Source organism: Dactylosporangium sp. NPDC005572 (assembly GCF_040605515.1).
GTDB lineage: Bacteria > Actinomycetota > Actinomycetes > Mycobacteriales > Micromonosporaceae > Dactylosporangium.
This window is the reverse complement of the sequence record NZ_JBEXCY010000025.1, coordinates 74496-92780: the sequence shown is the minus strand read 5'-3', so window position 1 is coordinate 92780 and position 18285 is coordinate 74496. Positions and strand designations below refer to the sequence as shown.

Below are 18285 nucleotides of genomic sequence, written 5' to 3'. Positions count from 1 at the left end.
TTTCCTGCTCCAGGACGAGGACCCGCACGTCGTGCAGCCGCAGTTCGGCGGCCAGTCCAGGGACCGGGTCAGCTCACCGACCAGTCCGCGGCGTTCCAGAACGCGTCCACCACCGACGGGTTGAGCTTGAAGCCCTTGAGCCGGTCGCTGGTCGCCGCGATCGTGTTCGGCACGTACATCGTGAGGATCGGCATCTGCTCGTTGACGATCTTCTGGGCGTCGGCGTAGATCTGCTGCCGCTGGTTCTGGTCCCGGGTCGCGATGCCCTTGGCCAGCAGCTCGTCGAGCTGCTTGTTGCAGTAGGCGGAGATGTTGGTACCGCCGACCGCGGCGCACGACAGCCGGGCGTTCATCGACGCCGGGTCGATGGTGAACAGGCCGTAGGACGAGATGAGCAGGTCGAAGTCGCGCTTGCCGATCGCCTTGGACAGGTCCGCCGCCTGGTAGTTCTGCACCTTGGCGTTGATCCCGACCTCTTTGAGCTGTGCGGCGATGATGGTGGCGGCCGTGTCGCGGTCGCGCTGGCCGGGCGTGAGCTCGATGCGCACCTCGGTCCCGGCGTTCCAGCCGGCCTGGGCCAGCAGCTGCTTGGCCTTTGCCGGGTCGTAGCCGTAGTGGGTCAGGCCGCTCGGCACCGCCCACGCCGGGCCGTGCACCAGCGTGTCGACGACCGTGCCCTCGCCGTTGAGGACCTGCTTGACCAGCGCGTCGCGGTCGATCGCGTACATGATCGCCTGGCGGACCAGCGGGTTGGCGAGCTTGCCGGAGTCGTGCGCGGTGTGCAGGGCGAAGATGCCCGGGCCCTCGGCGCGCTGCACCGTGACGCCCTTGAGGCCCTCGATCCGCTTCGCGTCGGGCGCCGCGACCTGGGCGTAGTCGAGCTTGCCGGTCTGCATCTGGGCCATGGCCGCGTCGGTGGTGAGGTACTGCGCGAAGACGCGGTCCAGGCCGAGCTTCTTGCGGTACTGCGGATTGGCCTTGAACTCGACCTGGTCCGCCGTGACCCAGCGGGAGAAGACGTAGGGGCCGAGGCCGACCGTCGGGTTGCGGAAGAACGGGTTGTCGGTCAGCCCCTCGATCGGGAACTTGCCGACGATGTGCTCCGGCAGGATGAACATGATCGGCTGGACGAGCTCGTCGAGGAACGCGACGTTGGGCTGGTCGAGCTTGATGACGAAGGTGTTGTCGTCCGGGGCCTGGAAGCCGGCCACGCTGGTCGCGGCGCCGGACTTGAGCGCCGCGGCGCCGTTGACGGTGGCGAACTTGCCGGCGTAGCCGCTGCCGCTCTTGGCGTTGGCGTAGAGGTTGTACGTGAACACGACGTCACGGGCGGTGAACGGTGTCCCGTCGCTCCACTTGACGTCCTTGACGAGGTGGAACGTCCAGGTCTTGCCGTCCTCGCTCACGTCCCACTTCTCGGCCAGCCGCGGGCCGTAGGTGTTGTCCGCGGCGGCCGAGACGAGCGAGTCCCAGTGCAGTTGTTCCATCAGGTGGTCCGGCCCGATCGAGGCCAGCAGCGGGTTGAACCCGCGCGGGGCCTGGTAGAGCTGGACGGTCGCGTCGCGGCTGCCGCCGGTGCTGCCTTCGCCGCTACCGCCGGAGCAGCCGGCGAGGGCCAGGGCGAGCACGGCCAGGCCGGCGAGTAAGGCCCGGGTGTGTCGTCGCATGATCATGAGCCTTCCAGGGGTCAGTATCAGCCACAAGAACAGGAAAATCACAGGTCACGGCGGGCGCGGAGCGGCTGGATCGGGTAGGCCCCGTTACAGCAGCCGCAGCTTGTTCCACGCGACGAAGCGCCCGTGTTGCGGTGCGAAGCTGTAGAAGGTGACCAGGACTTCGCCGCCCGGCAGGTTCGCCATGGCGGGGTAGCCGCACTGGTACTCGGCGGTGTACCGGTACCCGTGCGGGTCGGCCAGCGGGAGCGGGCCGGAGAACGACCGGCCCCCGTCGTGGCTGCGGCGGACCTCGACGCCGGGGGCGTCGGGGCCGCCTTCGGGCGCGCACCGGCGGGTCGCGAGCAGCAGGCTGCCGTCCTCCGCCCGGTGCAGCAGTGGGGACATGCCGGTGAAGCCCATCGGCTCGTATGGGCTCCACGTCTGCCCGGCGTCGGCCGACTCGGCGCGGAAGAGCCGCATCGTCGTGTCGCCGCCGATGCCCTGCTGTCGCAGGACCGCCAGCAGGTGCCCGTCCTGAAGGTCGAGCACCGTGGTCTCGTTGAACCCGTCGATCGGGCTGTGCGGGCGGAACGCGGGGTCGTTGGTGACCGAAGGATCCGGGTCGCCGTCGGCGCTCAGGCCGTCGATCTCCGGGGAGGCGTACGGCCCGGCGAGCCGGGCGTCGGGGTCGAAGGCGATCGTCGGGCCGACCGTCCAGGTCCGCCCGGCGTCGGCGGAGACCAGCACCGCCGAGGACCACCGCTCCCCGCTCGTGCGCTGGCCCCAGACCGGCCACAGCAGGCGGCCGTCGGCCAGCTCGACGATCTCGCCGTAGACGGCGGGGCTGTGGAAGTCGAGGTCGAGGCGCTCGCCGCCGGTCCAGGTGCGGCCGCCGTCGGCGGAGCGCAGCAGGTGGACGGAGATGACCCGGCCGGCGACGCCCCGGCCCGGGGTCCACTTCACGCCGTTGTAGGGCAGCAGCAGCGTCCCGTCGCGCAGCGTGGTGAGGGCGACCGCGTTGAGCACCGCGTCGAGCCCCTCGCCGGGGGTCGCCACGATCTGCGGCGCGGACCAGGTGCGGCCCTCGTCGCCGGAGCGGACCACGCCGACGGTGCCGCCGGGCCAGCCGTCCGGGACGGTGGAGAACGACGCCACCAGCTCGCCGCCGATGCGGGTGAGCCCGGGGAACATCGCGGGGACGGCGTCGACGACGACGCCCGCCTCGGCGATCTCGAAGGCGGCGTCCGTGCCGGTGCGGTAGTGCGTCACCCGAACCTCCAGCGTTTCATCTAGTGAATCGCGCGTTCTATTTCTCGGGAATGTAGACGGTGGAACTGCCTCGGTCAAGATTCGGAGGCCTGGTCTATCTCCCCGAAACACTGTCGGCATGACCGTTTCATTTCAGCGACGGCAGGTCCTGCCAGGCCCCGGCCGTGGCCGCGCGGCGGACGGCCTCGGACGCGGCGAGCGCGGCGACCCCGTCGTCGAGGGTCACCAGCGGCTCGGCCTCGCCGCGGGCGACGGCGACCAGGTGTGCGGCCTGCCGGGCCAGTGCCTCGGCCGGCGGCTCGGGCAGCTCGTGCCGGACCACCCGGTCGCGGCCCTGCGCCCGGGCGCGGACCTCGAGCGTGCCGCGGCCGAAGTCGGCCAGCAGCGTGCCGCCGGTGCCGAGGACCTGCACGGTGCGGGTGCCGATCGGCTCCAGATAGTCGAGGTGGAACGTGGCGCGCAGGCCGGAGGCGAACTCCAGCAGGCCGTCGACGCAGTTGGGTCGCTCCACGTGCGGCACGGACGTGACGGTCCGCGCCGCCGCGAACGCCCGGACGATCGGGCCGAAGCACCAGCGCAGGTAGTCCCACTCGTGGGAGTAGTCGCGGTACAGCCGGTCGGGTTCCTTCGTCGCGAAGCGGGACACGGCCGCCTCGATGGTGCCGTAGGCGCCGAGCATGACGTGCACGGCCACCGGCTCGCCGATCTCCCCGCCGGCCAGCACCGCCCGGGTGCGTTGCACGACGAGCCGGTGCCGCAGCACGTACCCCACCAGCGCCGGCGTCCCCGTCGCCGCGACTCCGGCGGCCGCCGTCCGCGCCTCGTCCAGGGTCGCCGCGACCGGCTTCTCCACCAGCAGCGGGAGTCTCCGGTCGGCCGCGGCCCGCATCTGCGCCGGGTGGACCTGGTCCGGGCCGGCGATCACGAGCGCGTCCGGCCCCGCCTCCAGCAGCTCGCCGAACTCGCCGGTCGTCCGGCCGACGGCCGGGTGCGCGGCCGCCGCGGCCCGCCGCCCCGGGTCGGGGTCGAACGCGACCAGCCGGACCCCCGGCACCTTGGCGAACGCGGTGATGTGCTGCAGCCCGATGGACCCGAGCCCGCTCACGCCGACCAGCATCGTCTTGTCCTCATCAGTAGCTCGTCCATCCGCCGTCGACGACCAGCCCCGTCCCGGTCACGAAGGACGCCTCGGGGGTGCACAGCCAGGCGACGGCGGCGGCGATGTCGGCCGGAACGCCTCGCCGGCCCAGCGGGGTGGCCCGGTCGAAGGGGCCGGTGCCGGGCGCGGGGCCGTCGGGGCGGACCAGGATGTCGCCGGGCGCGACGTGGACGGCCCGGATGCCGTGCCCGGCCAGTTCGAAGCCGAGGGCCCGGGTCAGCCCGGCCAGCCCGGCCTTGGCCGCGACGTACGCGGAGGCGTCGGCCTGCGCGGCGTAGGCGGCGACGCTGGTGACGTTGACGATGACCGAGCCGGGGGGCATGTACGGCAGCGCGTCGCGGGCCAGCCGGAAGGGCGCCTTGAGGTTGACGTCGACGACGGCGTCGAGGCGCGCGTCGTCGTACTCGCCGAACGGGGCCGCGGCCGCGGGCCCGGTGACGCCGGCGTTGTTCACGAGGATGTCGATCCGGCCGCGGTGGCGCACGGCGGCGTCGACGAGCGCCCGGCACCCGGCCGCGGTGGCCAGGTCCGCCCCGGCCGCGACGATCGTGCGCCCGGGGCCGGCCAGCCGGGCGGCGGCGGCCTCACCCTCGGCGGTGCTCAACGCGCAGAGGACGACCTCGGCGCCGTCGTCGGCGAGCCGCTGCACGATCCCGGCCCCGATCCCGGTCGCGCCGCCGGTCACCACGGCGACCCTGTCCGCCAGGGGGCGCCGCGCGGTCATGGGAGCAGCCCCGGCGGGAGCGCACCACGGTCGAGGTGGTCGACCGCGGTCCGCAGGTGTGTATGGGCCTCCCGCAGTACCGGCGCGCCGTGCCCGGGCAGCAGGACGTCCGGCTGCAGCGCCGCCACGGCCCGCAGGCTCCGGCCCAGCGCCGGCAGGTCGGTGTCGGGCGTGGCGAGGACCGCGACCCGGCCGCGGGCGAACACCAGGTCGCCGCTGAACAGGGCGTGCGACCCGGCGTCGCGGAGGCTGAAGCAGCAGTGGCCGGCGGCGTGGCCGGGCGTCGGGTGGATCCCGAGCGTGAGCGCGCCGACGGCCAGCTCGTCCACTTCGAGCGGCTGCACCGGCACCGGCTCCGGGCGCAGCCCGGGCGGGTAGACCCCGGCCCGCCGCGCGGTGCGCAGGCCCGAGGCGTCCTCGTCGCCGGCCGCGACGATCGCCGCGGCCGGCGGCAGCGCCATGACGGTGGCGCCGAGCAGCCGGGCGAGGTCGGCGGCGCCGCCGGCGTGGTCGGCGTGCGCGTGGGTGAGCAGGATCCGCGACACCGGGCCGGCGCCGAGGCAGGCCCGCACGTTCGCGGCGATCCGGTCCGCGGCCAGGCCGCAGCCGGCGTCGACGAGCACGGCGTCGGTGCCGCCGTCGACGAGGTACACGTGCGAGTCGTGCGCGTCGGTGAGCCCGAAGCCGAGCGTGCCGCTGCCGACCAGGGTGACCCGGGGCGTGAGCCGGACCGGGGCCGGCCACGGACCTGTCACTGCCGGTCCTCGCGCAGGACGTCGCGGACGTGGCGGCGGGCCTCCTCGCCGGGCGAGGTGAACGGCTCGCTCATCGTCGCGGTCTCGATCACGCCGAGCTCGACCAGGGCCGCCTTGAGCGCGCCGATCGCGCCGGCGGTGAATGAGCCGTCGCCGTGTGGGCCCTCGTAGATGCGGTGCAGCTGCGTCAGCCGGTCCTGCACGTCCCGGGCCGCGGGCCAGTCGCCGGCGTCCGCGGCGTCGGCCAGGGCCCGGTGCAGCGAGGTGAAGACGTTGGACAAACCGGGCACGGCGCCGGTGAAGCCGATCTGCAGGGCGGCGTCGATGCAGGTCTCGGATCCGGTCAGCAGGCGTACCGCGGGCGATCGCCCGGTGGCCAGGACGGCGGCGCGGTGGCCGCCGAGGTCGCCGGAGCTGTCCTTGACGCCGGCCAGGACGCCCTTGGCGACCAGCTCGGCGAGCAGGGCGGCGCCGACCGGGGTCGGGACCCGCGACGGGACGTGGTAGGCGATCGTGGGCAGACCGCCGGCCTCGGCGACGGCCGCGAAGTGCCGGGCGAGCTCGGTCTGAGAGAGTGGAAACATCGACGGCGGTGGCACGAGCAGGCTGCGCGCGCCGGCGGCGGCGAAGCGGGCGGCGAGCTGGGCGGCCTGGCGGGTGTTGAGCGCCGCGACGCCGGCCATGACCTCGCGGTCGGTGGCCTCGGCGGCGGTGGCCACGACGGCCTCCTGCTCGTCGGGGAGCAGGTGCCCGCCCTCGCCGGTGGAGCCCAGCACCAGCACGCCGTCGGCCCCTTCGGACACGACGTGCCGGACGAGGCGCGACAGCGACGGCCGGTCGACCGTGCCCCGGTCGGTGAGGGGGGTGATCAGCGGCGGGACGACCTCTGTCACATCGGGCTCCCTTGCATCGGCTGAGTGGGCCGTCCCGCGGGTGACCGCGAGTCGGTATGCTCGCAGAGATAGAAATGAAACTCTCGTTTTAGCACGTGGTATACCTTCTAGTCGTCCGCGTGGATCATGTCAATCCTCGTAACAGGGTTGGAACACACTGGGCAGCGCGACGACAGCGGACTGTCGAACGGAGGCCAGGAACGATGCGAGAAGACGACGCCGCAGGTCAGGGCGGCACGGCGGGGTACAACATCCGCGCCGTGGACCGGGTGTGCGACGTGCTGGACGCCCTGCAGCAACACCCCGCGACCGGGCTGTCGCTCGCCGCGATCGCCGAGGCGGTGTCGCTGCCGAAGAGCTCCGCGCTGCGGTACCTGTCGGCGCTGGAGGCCCGCAGCTACGTGGAGCGCGACGCCGAGGACGGCTCGTACCGGCTGGGCCTGGCGTTCCGGCCGCAGCGCTTCGACTACCGCGCGGCCCTGCGCGACGCGGTGCTTCCGCACCTGGTCAAGCTGCGTGACCGGTTCGAGGAGACGATGAACTTCGCCGTGCTCGACGGCATCGAGGTCGTCCACGTCGAGGTGGTCGAGAGCGAGCGGCGGGTGCGGCTGGCGGCCAGCCGCGGGGAGCGGGCGTGCCTGCACTCGACCGCCACCGGCAAGGTCATGGCCGGCCAGATCCCCGAGAGCCGGCTGCGCACCATCCTCGAGCAGGCCGGGATGCCCCAGTTCACCGCCGACACCATCACCACCGTGGACGGGTTCCTGGGCGAGGTCAAGCTCACCGTGGAGCGGGGCTGGGGCATCGACGACTGCGAGAACCAGCCCGACGGGCGGTGCGTGGCCGTGCCCGTCGACGGCCTCGCGGTCCCGGCGGCGCTGAGCCTGTCCGCGCCCGCGTCGCGGTTCGCCTCGGAGGACGCCCAGCGGGTCGCGCACCTGCTCAAGAAGCACATGGGGCCGCTGGTGGACGCGGCCCAGGACGTGCCGCACTGACCGCCCCGCGGGTTCCGTTGTGATCATTTATCGCCGCGCGGGGGTTGACGGCTCCCGCACCGCGATGATTAGGGTGTCGAAACGGAACATCAATTGCAGCTAGTGAAACGGTGGTCTTCGTGCGGTACCCAACGCCCGTGACAAGTCCTGCCATCGGTCCGGCGGCCGGCCCCTACAGCCCCGCCGTGCGCGTGGGCGACCTGCTGTTCGTCTCCGGGCAGGGCCCGTTCCGCCCAGACGGCAGCCAGGCCGGCCCCGCCTTCCGCGACCAGGCCGAGACCGTCTTCGACAACATCGCCGCCCTCGCCGCCGAGGCGGGCACCTCGCTGGCCCACGCCGTCCGGATCGGCTGCTACCTGAGCACGCTGGACCACTTCGCCGAGTGGAACGCGGCCTGCCAGCGGCGCCTCAGCGCGCCGCACCCGGCCCGCACCACCGTCCCGGTCGCGCTGCCCGGCTTCGACATCGAGGTCGACGCCGTGCTGTGGATCCCGCCCGCGGACGAGGACACCACCCGATGACCGCCGACCAGGCCGTCCGCTCCGGCACCGCCGCCGCCGACCTCGCCGCCCGGGCCGCCGCGGTGCTCCCCGGCGGCGTGAGCTCCAACGTGCGGCTCGCCACCGCCCGGACCTTCTTCGCCCGGGGCAGCGGCCCGCGCCTGTGGGACGTCGACGGCAACGAGTACGTCGACTACCTGCTCGGCCAGGGCCCCGCGTTCCTCGGCCACGCCCACCCGCAGGTCAACGGCGCGGTTACCGCCGCCGTCGGGCGCGGGATGGTCTTCGGCGCCCAGCACGCCCTGGAGGTCGAGGCGGTCGAGAAGCTGCTCGCCGCGGTCGGCTGGGCCGACATGGCCCGCCTCGGCGTCTCCGGCACCGAGGCCGTGCACGCCGCGCTGCGCCTGGCCCGCGCCGCGACCGGGCGGCGGAAGGTGATCGGGTTCGCCGGGCAGTACCACGGCTGGCTCGACACCGTCCTCATGGCCCACGGCCCGGACGGGCACCGCCCCGGCTCCGCCGGACAGCCGCCGCAGTACATCGCCGACTGGGTCGTCGCCCCGTTCAACGACGCCGACGCCGTCCAGCGGTCCTTCGAGGAGCACCCGGGCGAGATCGCCGCGGTCATCCTCGAGCCGATGATGTGCAACAGCGGGGCGATCGCGCCGCGCCCCGGGTTCCTGGCCCGCCTGCGCGAGCTGTGCACCGCCCACGGCGCCGTGCTCATCTTCGACGAGGTCGTCACCGGCTTCCGGCTCGCCTTCGGCGGCGCCGCCCAGCGCTTCGGCGTCACCCCCGACCTCGCCATCTACGGCAAGGCCGTCGCCGGCGGCTGGCCCGTCGCGGCCGTCGCCGGGCGCCGCGAGCTGCTGGAGCTGTTCGGCACCGGGAAGGTCAACCACTCCGGCACCTTCAACGCCTCGGTCATGGCCGCCGCCGCGGTCTCGGCGACGATGGACGTACTGCGGGAGACCCAGCCGTACCGCTCCGTCGAGGAGCACGGCACCGCGCTCATGACCGGCCTGCGCGGCATCGGCGAGCGCCACGGCGTGCCGCTGCACGTCCAGGGCCTGCCGGCCGCGTTCCACGTCTCGTTCCGCGCCGAGGGCGCCCCGCCGACCGACGTGGTCGACCACGCCTCGCTGCAGTCGCTGGACCTCGCGCGGTACACCCGGGTCAGCCGCACCCTCGCCGCGCACGGCATCTGGGTCGCCGCGCGGGGGATCTGGTACGTCTCGGCCGCCCACGGCCCCGCCGAGCTCACCGACACCCTGGACCGCTTCGACCGCGCCCTCGCCGCGCACGTGGCGGAGTCGCGGCCATGACGCTGCCCCGGGTCGCGGTGCTGGGGATGTGGCACGAGACGAACACGTACGGTCCCAACCCGGCCGACCTCGCCGCGTTCGAGGCGTTCGAGCTCGTCGCCGGCGACGACGTCCGCCGCCACCACGACGGCGACCGGTCGGTCATCAGCGGGTTCCTGGCCGCGCCAGGACTCGACGCGGTGCCGGTCTACTCGGCCGGCGCCTGGCCGTCCGGTCCCGCGCCCGCCGAGACCCTGGCCACCCTGCTCGACCGCCTCACCGCGGCGCTGACAGCGGCCGCCCCGTTCGACGGGGTGCTGCTCAACCTGCACGGGGCGATGGTCGCGGCCGGGACACCGGACGTCGAGGCCGCACTGCTGCGGCGGGTCCGCGCGATCGTCGGCGGCGTGCCGATCGCCGCGGTGCTCGACCTGCACGCCAACCCGTCGCCGGCGTTCGTGGGCGCCTGCGACATCGTGCTCGCCTACGACACGTACCCGCACGTCGACATGTTCGAGCGCGGGCACGAGGCGGCGACCCTGCTGGCGGAGGCGATCGGCGGGCATCCGCTGACCACCGTGCTGGCCAGGGTGCCGCTGCTGACCTGTCCGCTCGCGCAGTCCACCGACGCCGAGCCGATGCGGGGGCTGATCGAGCGGGCGCGGGCCCGGGTCGCCCGGGCCGGGCTGGCCCGGGTCTGCCTCACGCCCGGCTTCGCGTACAGCGACGTCGACCGGGCCGGCATCGGTGTGCTCGTCGTCGCCGGCGCGGATCAGGCCGATGCCGCCCGCCGGGTCGCCAACGAGATCGCCGGCGACATCGAGGTACACGCTGAGGAGTTTGCCCTGCAGCGGCCGGGCGTGGAGGCCGCGGTGCGGGAAGCCCTCGCCGCCGGTGTCCGGCCGGTCGTGCTCGCCGACGTCGCCGACAACATCGGGGGCGGCAGCCCCGGGGACGGGACCGCGCTGCTGGCGGCGCTGATCGCCGCCGACGCGCCGGACGCCGTCGTCGTGATCGCCGACGCCGAGGTGGCCCGCCGGGCGGCGGCGCTCGGCACCGGGGCGAGCATCCTCGCCGCGGTCGGGGCGAAGGCGGACGCCCGGCACGGTACACCCGTGCAACTGCACGCCGAGATCCTCGCCGTGACCGACGGCGGTTACACCACCGCGGGGTCGTGGATGACCGGGCAGTCGTTCAGCATGGGCACGACCGCGGTGCTGCGGCAGCGGGGCGTGCGGGTCGTCGTCACCGAGCGCGCGACCCCGCCGTTCCATCGGGAGCATCTGACGTCCGTCGGCATCGACCCCGCCTCGGTCGCCGTCATCGTCGCCAAGGGCGCGGTCGCCTGGCGGTCGGCGTTCCCCGACGTGGCCCTCGCCATCGAGGTCGCCACGCCCGGGGTGTGCCCGGTCGACGTCGCGTCGCTGCCGCGGTCCACCACCCCGTCGCGGGTGGTGGCCTGATGGCGAGCCTGGGCGAGGGTGACACGCCGCTGCTCGACATCACCGACGTCCTCGACGTCCCCGGCCTGTCCGGCCTGTCCGGCGTCACCGTGCAGGTCAAGTGCGAGCATCTCAACCCGACCGGGTCGTTCAAGGACCGGGTGGCGGCGGTGGCCGTCTCGCTGGTCCGGGAGCGGGCGCTGCGCGGCATCGTCGGCACGTCCTCGGGCAACGGCGGGGCGGCCGTCGCCGCCTACGGGGCTCGGGCCGGGGTCCGGGTGATCCTGCTCGCCCTGGCCACCACGCCGCCGGAGAAGCTGGTGCAGATCCGCGCGGCCGGGGCGGAGGTCTACCTCGTCGACGGCCTCGGGCACGACCCGCGGACCACGCTCGCGCTGGCGTCCGAGGTGCGTGACGTCGCCGCGCGGCAGGGGTACCTGGCGTTCCTGACCGGGGGCCGGTACGCGCCGGAGATCATGACGGGAGCCCGGACGATCGCGTACGAGCTGGCCGCGCAGGCCTCGCCCACCCATGTGTACGCGCCCATCGGCGGGGGCGGGCTGTACGCCTCGCTGTGGCGCGGATACAAGGATGTCGGCGGTGCCGTGCCCCGGCTCGTGGCCGTCCAGCCCAGCGGCTGCCCGACGGTCCGGGACGCGCTCGCCGGCGGGCCGGGCGTCCTGACCTCGCCGAGCACCACCGGCATCTCCGGCCTGCAGGTGGCCACGCTGTTCGACGACGACGTTCCCGCGGCCGTCACCGGATCCGGCGGCCACCTCACCGAGGTCACCGACGCGGAGGTCGCCGCCGCGCACGCCCGGATGGTCCGGGCCGGCATCTTCGTCGAACCGGCCGGGGCCACCGCCCTGGCCGGGCTGCTCGCCGACGCCTCGTCCGGCCGGTTGCCGGCCGGGTCGCGGGCCGTGCTCATCGCCACGGGCGCCGGGTGGAAGGACGCCGGCGCCCTGCACGCCCTGACCGAACCCGGACCGCCGCCGCGGTGGACCGCCGGCCTCGCGGAGCTGCTCGCATGACCGGTTCCGGAGCGAAGCGGAGGAGGCCGGTCATCATCGGCTCAGGTTGGAAGACATGCGGCCGGAGCGAAGCGGAGGACGCATGACCGTCTTCGACGCGTTCTCGCTCACCGGCCGGACGGCGGTCGTCACCGGCGGCACCGGCCTGTACGGCACGCCGATCGCCCGCACCCTCGCCGAGGCGGGCGCCCACGTCGTCATCACGTCCCGCTCCCCCGCCCGCGCCGAGGCCGCGGCCGCGACGCTGCGCGCGTCCGGCCTCGCGGCGTCGGGCGTTGCGCTGGACCTGTCGGATCCGGCGTCGATCGCGGGCCTTCCGGGCCGCCTGGACTCCGGCGTCGACATCCTGGTCAACAACGCCGTGCACCGCCAGGGCGGCGATCTGTTCACCACGTCGGCCGCCGACTGGGACGCGACGTCGGCGGCCAACTCCCGCGGCCTGTTCCTGGTGACGCAGACGGTGGCGGCGGCGATGATCGAGCGCGGCACCGGCGGCGCGATCGTGAACATCGGCTCCATCTACGGCATCACGGGCCCCGACTTCGACCTGTACACCGGGACCTCCATGACGATGCCGCTGTTCTACGCGTACGACAAGGCGGGCATGATCGGCGTGACCCGTCACCTGGCCGTGCAGCTGGGCCCGCACGGTATCCGGGTCAACTGCCTGGCCCCGGGCGGCCTGGCCGACGGCACCCAGCCGGCGTCGTTCGTGGAGCGCTACTGTGCCCGCACACCCCTGGGCCGCCTGGCCACCGAATCCGACGTGACGGGTGCCCTGCTGCTGCTGGTCTCCGACGCGGGCGCCTACATCACGGGCGTGACCCTCCCCGTCGACGGCGGCTTCACCGCCCACTGACGAAGGACGCCGCGGAGCACGCGGTTGCGGGTGCCCGAGGTCGAGGCGGCGTCGGAACGTTTCGTGCTTCCACTACACCATCGGCCCTCACGGGCCTTGCGGGATTCGAACCCGCGCCTCCGATTGAAGAGATCGAAGTAACCGGCACCTACGCACCGGGCACCCGCGCGGTCACGCTAACAGCGGATCGCGAAGGTGTCTCGCCATTTCCGCGGACGGCGCGCCGCCCACCTCCGTCGTGCCGTTGTGCCCTAGTCGACCGCGGTTGCGGTGATGCCGGCCTGCGCCGCAGCCGGCAGCCACAGCAGTGCGGTGGTCGTCGCCGCGGTGAGCGCGGCGAGCAGCCAGCGGCGCGTGCGTCGGGTCATGGGAGGTCCTTCCGTCGGAGGGTGTGACGGCAGGGATTCGGGTCCCGGCACGAATCGGATTGGTGAACCCGCTCCCGGAATGGGGTGGGCCGTTCGGCCATACTCCACCCGTCCTGGTTTACAGATGCACGTGCGGGTAGCCACGTTGCACCGGGCCGGGCTTACCGCGTTTCCTGCACCGCCCGCCCGGTGTTCGTGGTGGCGCACCGCGGGTGCCACCACAGCCGGCGGGCAGGGTTGCGGGGTGTTGTAGACCCGCCCGCCGGCGCCCTACCCGGAACGGGTGGGCCGTCCGGAGCCGTGGCATGGCCGGTCGGTGATTCGTGTGCGGCATGCAGAGACTCCCGCGTCCGCGGCTTCCCCACCCGGCGCCGGTGGCGGTACATGTGGTGAGGGTCGGCGTGGCGCCAGGTGACTCCCCGTAGGAATCACCGCCTCCCACAGCTCGGCCGTTCCACGCCGACCCGCCGAGCGCCTGCTCCGGCCATGATTCTTGTGAACGCTCGCCGAGCTTCAGATCGCCGTCTGTGATGCACCTCCAGGTCCGCTCGGCGCTCGGGGGGGGCCGAGATTAGTCGATGTGGATGGTCTGTACCGTCTTCTCGGTGTCGATGTAGGCGATCTGCTTGCCGTCCGGCGAGTATGCGACGTCGAATACGCGGACCGAGTCAACGAGGTGTCTCGCCGCCCCGGTCTTGACGTCGACCAGAACCATCCCGTATCGGGTCCCTACTGCGATCTGTGTGCCGTCGGGGGACACCGCCAGCGCGGCGGCGTCTTCGATGTCGGGGCCGACCAGCTCAAGGGTGGAGCTCTGCTCACGGGCCAAGGCAACGTTCCAGGCGTAACCGTAGGATGCCTCGGCTGACCGGCCTGCCGTGATCGGCGATGAGGTGAGCAGGAACGACACGAAGCCGCCACGCCGGCTCCACACAGGATCGCCCACATCACCGGTCGAAGGACAATTTCGCGTCCCGTTGTAACCGTCTCGCAGGAACCAGGTTCCTACGGGTGAACGCACCGACAGGTCGGAGTCGACGATCACACCACCCTGGAAGGGCATGACCCTGAAGCACGGGAAGTCGCCGTGCATGACATATCCGTCATCCGGATGCGCGCCAAACGCAACCCGCCGCGCGTTGTCGAAGGCGATGATGCGAGAGAGCCGCTTGGTGGCAGCGTTGAACGCATAGACCACGATCCGGCCGTCGTTGCACTCCACACCGACCGCCAGCTGGCCCGTGGCGAGGGTGGTCAGGAACTCGATGTTTCCGCGACCCACGTCGCACGCGTCGGGGACCTCGGCCAGGATCTTCCTGCTGCCGCCGTCCTCCTTCATCTGCCACACTTCCGGATGGGCGTCGAATCCCTGCTCCCGAATGAAGTAGCGGGAACCGTCGGCGAGCCACTCGATGTCCTGGACGAACACCTCGGACCGCAACGATGACGCGATGAAGCAGCCCTGCAAGAGCAGCGCGCACCCGACGACTGCCGCGAGCGCGCAGGAACGGGCCAGCCGCCGCGTCAGCCTGCCGTAACTCGTCATTCGTGCGTGCACGAGAGGTCGAGCTCCTTCTCCGGTGACGTGTTCTGTCCGCTCGTACGCTGTGGGTTCCGGACCGTTGCCGACCATGCGGGCGATCAGCGCGGGATGGAGCGTGCGATGCGGAATCCGACGTCGTCGAGTTGGAGGTTCGGGTGGCTGCGGCGGCGCACGGAGGCCCGGCAGCTCCAGGGTTCGTCGAACCAGCCGCCGCCACGGAGCACTCGGTAGGTGCCGTAGACCTCGGCGTCGTAGATGTCCCAGCACCAGTCCCAGACGTTGCCGAGCATGTCGTGCAGGCCCCAGGGGTTGGGCCGCTTGCCGCCCACGTCGTGGATTCGCTCCTGCGAGTTGCCGCGGTACCACGCGATCTCGTCGAGCGGCCCGTAGTGCGGGCCGGTCGTGCCCGCGCGGCAGGCGTGCTCCCACTCGGCTTCGGTCGGCAGCCGGTACCCGTCGGCGGAGGCGTCCCATGTGATGCTGTCGGCGTGCAGGTGGTAGGCGGGTGCGAGGCCGTCGTGGTGGGACAGGGCGTTGCAGAACCGGACCGCGTCCCACCAGGAGACGCCCTCGACGGGTAGCTGATCCCCATGGGCCGTGCTCGGCCGCCGGCCGGTGGTCTCCGCGTACTGCGCCTGGGTGATCGGGAACACGGCGAGTTGGTAGGGCGCGAGCTCAACGGACCAGCGCTGCTGCGTCCGCCGGTCCGACAGGGTCACCTGCCCCGACGGGACCGTGATCATCGGGATTCCGGTGCTCGCGTCCATGGGTAGGCGATCCTACCGATCCACGGACGACGTCATTGCGGCAGATCAGCGTGACGTTCGAGAAACGCGGCGACCTCCGCTGGGTGCTCCAGCGGAAGCGGGTAGACCACGAGCCGGTCAACGCCGAGGTCCGCGTACCGCCGGGCGGTGTCGCGGTCCACCGGGGAGAGCTGCATGAAACTGATCTGCAGTCTGCCCAGCCGCTCCGGGCGTTCGACCTCGGCGGCCGCCCTCCGCAGCCCGGCAAGATGCCGGGCGAGGTCGTCCGGGTTGTCTCCGTTGCCGAACCAACCGTGGCCGCGGGTGACCGCTCGCCGGAAAGCGGCGGGGCTGTGACCACCGATCACGATTCGCGGTCCGTCCTTGTGGACCGGCCGCGGGTGAGCGTCGATACGGTCGAAGGCCACGTACCGGCCCTGGTAGGACGGTGCAGGCTGGGTCCACAGCGCCCGCATCGCGTCCAGGTACTCGTCGGTGCGCCGGCCACGCTCCGAGAAGGGCACTCCGACGGCGGTCATCTCCGGTTCCAGGTATCCGGCTCCGACGCCCAGAATCAGCCGGCCGCCACTGAGCACGTCGAGGCTCGCGACCTGCTTGGCGAGCACCAGCGGATTGCGCTGCGGCAGGATGACGATCCCGGTGCCGAGCTCCAGCCGTTCGGTGACGGCCGCGACGTAGGCCAGATGCACCAGCGGGTCGAGGATCGGATCTGTCGGCTCCATCGGCGCGGCCGGTACCCGCGGGCTGGGCAGCACGACGTGCTCACCGGCCCACCACGACCGGTAGCCCAGTTCCTCCGCCAGCCGGGCCAGCCGGACCGTCTCCGCAGCGCCCAGCGTGGCCTTGGCGTTCAGCCCATTGACGCCCAGTTCCACCAGCGCCACCCCCCCCCATCAGCTTCCGGCGGCGACGACGTGCGGCGCCGAGGTACGACCATGTGACCAATCGTGGGATCTCCCGCGCCCCCTGTCCAAGAGCTGGAGTTATAGCCTTTGGCTATGGATGTTCACGTCCGGGACCTGCGCTACTTCGTCGCTGTCGCAGAGGAACTCAGCTTCACCCGAGCCGCGAGCGACCGGCTCTTCGTCTCGCAGCCGACGCTGAGCAAACAGATCCGCCAACTGGAGCTCTCCTTCCGGGCCGCGCTCTTCGAACGGGACCGGCGGACGGTCACCCTCACCGCCGCCGGCACAGCCCTCCTCCCGCACGCCCGGCAGATCATCGAGCAGTGGGAGAGCGCACAGCGTGCGGTGCTGCACGCCGCGGCGGCCGACAACACGACGCTCACGGTCGGTTTCCAGACGAGCATCGGCCGGGGACTGATCCCGGCCGTCACCGCCACGATGGAGCGGCTGCTTCCCGGTTGGCGACTCCAGTTCCGCCAGGTCACCTGGGCCGACCCGACTGTGGGACTCGCCGGCAACGACGTCGACGTCGCCATCGCCTGGCTGCCCGTCCCAACCGGCGGCAACCTCGCTCACAAGGTCATCACCACGGAGGATCGATGGGTCGCGCTGCCGTCCAGTCACCGGCTGGCCGAGCGTCCCGTCGTCCACTTCGACGATCTCGCCGATGAGCCTTTCATCGCCCTTCCCGTCGCGGCCGGCGCGCTCCGCGAGTTCTGGCTCGGCAACGATCATCGCCGCACACCGGCGCGCATCGCCGCGACCGCCGAAACCGCCGAGGAAGCCTTCGAAGCGGTCACGTCTGGAATCGGCGTCGTCCTCCTGTCCGCCGGCAACGCCGAGATCTACCAGCGGGCAAACCTCACCTGTCGACCGGTCACCGGTCTGCCTCCCAGTGAGCTTGCCGTCGTCTGGCGCACCGGAGACGACCGCGAGGCGGTGCGAGCCTTCATCGACGCGTGTTGTCTCTGCACGGCAGCCTGACGAACACTGAATCGGGGCCGGGAAGAGCGTGGAGCTCCTCCCGGCTGTTGGCTCGATCGGATCAGTTGAGGTTGAACAGTGCGTCGAGGTCGCGTCGCTGCCGCTGGACCGCGCCGCGGAGGCGCACCGCCGCATCGAGTCCGGCGGGACCACCGGAAAGCTCGTGCTCGACGTCGCTACATGAGTGCGAGTGCGTTCGCCGGCGAGCCGACACCGCCCGCCAGGTGCATGGGCGCGGAGGCCAGCAGGCCGGTGTACCGCCCGGTGGCGGCGCAGTGGGCGGCGAGGCGGTCGAGGTACCACAGCTCGCCGAGGGCGACCCCGAGCAGGGTGAGCAGGTCGGTGTGCAGGCTGCGGTCGCCCGGCCCGGCGGGGACGGCCTCGACTGCGGGGTTGTCGGCGGCCACCGCGACGACCCCGCTGTCCCAGAGCCAACGCAGCATGTGGGTGTCGGCGCGCAGCCCGCTCGCGGTCCAGCCGCCGGCCGGGTCGGCGACAGCATCTCGTGCTGGCTGGTCGAGCTGCTCGTACCAGGTGATCCAGCCGAACCGCAGGAGCAGGACGGCGCCTGGGCGTAGTTCAACGGCCTGGGCCTCCAGCGTGGCGATGACGTCGGTGGCGGGGACGCCTTCGCCGCGGTCGGGGTGGAGCGGGCGGCCGGTCGACGCCCGCCAGCGGTCGACGTCGGCGAGCACGAACCGGGCCGCGATGCCGCGGCGGGCCCAGTGCTCGATGCCGTTGCGGGCGTCGGGTCCGCGTAGTTCGTGGGCTTCGCGTCCGCCGTAGAAGCCGTGCCGGGGGTGGCGGATATGGGCCAGACCGTCCCACTGGCTCGACTGTTGCGGCCAGAAGTCGTCGTAATAGTCGTCCAGGGCGCCGCCGTGGTCGATCACGGTGCGGGTGAGGGTGCCGCGGGTGTACAGGGCGGGGTCGGGCAGGCGCTGATCCCAGTTGAGCGCGAAGACGGCCCCGTCGGTGACGAGCCGCGCGGCGTCCGCGACGTCCTCCGGGGTGACGTCGTTGAACGCGCCAACCTGGTCGGTGTCGCCCCACAGGCCCCAGCTGCTGCGGTCCGGGTATCCGGGACGGCCGCGCAATTCGTCATAGGGTGGCCGCGGACGGGCCTCGC

At 72.6% G+C, this 18285-nt stretch carries 18 protein-coding genes and 1 tRNA gene; 8 read left to right on the top strand and 11 right to left on the bottom strand.

The annotated features are described in order from the left end of the window. Positions 1-68: 68 nt before the first annotated feature. The 6 genes from ABZS66_RS15770 to ABZS66_RS15745 form a co-directional block, all read right to left on the bottom strand. Complete coding sequence (locus ABZS66_RS15770) at positions 69-1667, bottom strand: ABC transporter substrate-binding protein (RefSeq protein ID WP_354758049.1); 1599 nt, start codon at positions 1665-1667, stop codon at positions 69-71. A gap of 93 nt (positions 1668-1760) precedes the next feature. Then, positions 1761-2924: a sialidase family protein gene (locus ABZS66_RS15765; protein ID WP_354758047.1), complete on the bottom strand. Its 1164-nt coding sequence runs from the start codon at positions 2922-2924 to the stop codon at positions 1761-1763. Between the two features lie 127 nt (positions 2925-3051). Next, entirely contained in the window at positions 3052-4041 is a 990-nt protein-coding gene (locus tag ABZS66_RS15760; RefSeq protein ID WP_354758045.1) for a Gfo/Idh/MocA family oxidoreductase, read from the bottom strand. Positions 4042-4054: 13 nt separating this feature from the next. Continuing rightward, on the bottom strand, positions 4055-4807 hold the full coding sequence (locus ABZS66_RS15755; protein ID WP_354758043.1) for an SDR family oxidoreductase: 753 nt from the start codon (positions 4805-4807) through the stop codon (positions 4055-4057). Continuing rightward, positions 4804-5562: an MBL fold metallo-hydrolase gene (locus tag ABZS66_RS15750; RefSeq protein ID WP_354758042.1), complete on the bottom strand. Its 759-nt coding sequence runs from the start codon at positions 5560-5562 to the stop codon at positions 4804-4806. Before ABZS66_RS15750 ends, ABZS66_RS15755 begins: the two co-directional genes overlap by 4 nt. Continuing rightward, positions 5559-6455 (bottom strand): dihydrodipicolinate synthase family protein, encoded by an 897-nt coding sequence (locus tag ABZS66_RS15745; protein WP_354758040.1) that lies wholly within the window; start codon positions 6453-6455, stop codon positions 5559-5561. Before ABZS66_RS15745 ends, ABZS66_RS15750 begins: the two co-directional genes overlap by 4 nt. A 203-nt stretch (positions 6456-6658) precedes the next feature. Between ABZS66_RS15745 and ABZS66_RS15740 the strand changes: the two genes are divergently transcribed. The 6 genes from ABZS66_RS15740 to ABZS66_RS15715 all read left to right on the top strand — a co-directional run bounded on the left by ABZS66_RS15740 (position 6659) and on the right by ABZS66_RS15715 (position 12589). Further along, positions 6659-7450 carry an IclR family transcriptional regulator gene (locus tag ABZS66_RS15740; RefSeq protein ID WP_354758038.1) on the top strand — a complete coding sequence of 264 codons (792 nt, stop codon included), beginning with the start codon at positions 6659-6661 and terminating at the stop codon, positions 7448-7450. 137 nt (positions 7451-7587) lie between these two features. Further along, positions 7588-7971 (top strand): RidA family protein, encoded by a 384-nt coding sequence (locus ABZS66_RS15735; RefSeq protein WP_354758036.1) that lies wholly within the window; start codon positions 7588-7590, stop codon positions 7969-7971. Next, positions 7968-9275, top strand: a complete 1308-nt coding sequence (locus tag ABZS66_RS15730) for an aminotransferase class III-fold pyridoxal phosphate-dependent enzyme (protein WP_354758034.1) — start codon at positions 7968-7970, stop codon at positions 9273-9275. Before ABZS66_RS15735 ends, ABZS66_RS15730 begins: the two co-directional genes overlap by 4 nt. Continuing rightward, entirely contained in the window at positions 9272-10717 is a 1446-nt protein-coding gene (locus ABZS66_RS15725; protein WP_354758032.1) for a M81 family metallopeptidase, read from the top strand. Before ABZS66_RS15730 ends, ABZS66_RS15725 begins: the two co-directional genes overlap by 4 nt. After that, entirely contained in the window at positions 10717-11730 is a 1014-nt protein-coding gene (locus tag ABZS66_RS15720; protein ID WP_354758030.1) for a PLP-dependent lyase/thiolase, read from the top strand. Before ABZS66_RS15725 ends, ABZS66_RS15720 begins: the two co-directional genes overlap by 1 nt. An 82-nt stretch (positions 11731-11812) precedes the next feature. After that, a complete protein-coding gene (locus tag ABZS66_RS15715; RefSeq protein WP_354758028.1) occupies positions 11813-12589 on the top strand; it encodes an SDR family oxidoreductase in 777 nt (258 codons plus the stop codon). A gap of 90 nt (positions 12590-12679) precedes the next feature. Here the strand turns inward: ABZS66_RS15715 and ABZS66_RS15710 are convergent. From ABZS66_RS15710 to ABZS66_RS15695, 4 genes are all read right to left on the bottom strand, one after another. Continuing rightward, positions 12680-12754, bottom strand: a tRNA-OTHER gene (locus tag ABZS66_RS15710). Positions 12755-13528: 774 nt separating this feature from the next. Then, positions 13529-14515 (bottom strand): hypothetical protein, encoded by a 987-nt coding sequence (locus tag ABZS66_RS15705; RefSeq protein WP_354758026.1) that lies wholly within the window; start codon positions 14513-14515, stop codon positions 13529-13531. Positions 14516-14598: 83 nt separating this feature from the next. Beyond that, complete coding sequence (locus ABZS66_RS15700; RefSeq protein WP_354758024.1) at positions 14599-15267, bottom strand: formylglycine-generating enzyme family protein; 669 nt, start codon at positions 15265-15267, stop codon at positions 14599-14601. 32 nt (positions 15268-15299) lie between these two features. Next, positions 15300-16142 carry an LLM class F420-dependent oxidoreductase gene (locus tag ABZS66_RS15695; RefSeq protein WP_354758022.1) on the bottom strand — a complete coding sequence of 281 codons (843 nt, stop codon included), beginning with the start codon at positions 16140-16142 and terminating at the stop codon, positions 15300-15302. A 123-nt stretch (positions 16143-16265) separates the two neighbouring features. On the opposite strand from ABZS66_RS15695, the gene ABZS66_RS15690 reads away from it, so the two are divergent. Continuing rightward, a complete protein-coding gene (locus ABZS66_RS15690) occupies positions 16266-17156 on the top strand; it encodes a LysR family transcriptional regulator (protein ID WP_354758020.1) in 891 nt (296 codons plus the stop codon). A gap of 28 nt (positions 17157-17184) precedes the next feature. Then, on the top strand, positions 17185-17340 hold the full coding sequence (locus tag ABZS66_RS15685; protein WP_354758018.1) for a zinc-binding dehydrogenase: 156 nt from the start codon (positions 17185-17187) through the stop codon (positions 17338-17340). Here the strand turns inward: ABZS66_RS15685 and ABZS66_RS15680 are convergent. Then, positions 17333-18253 (bottom strand): cyclase family protein, encoded by a 921-nt coding sequence (locus ABZS66_RS15680; RefSeq protein WP_354758016.1) that lies wholly within the window; start codon positions 18251-18253, stop codon positions 17333-17335. The genes ABZS66_RS15685 and ABZS66_RS15680 overlap by 8 nt on opposite strands. Positions 18254-18285 lie beyond the last annotated feature (32 nt).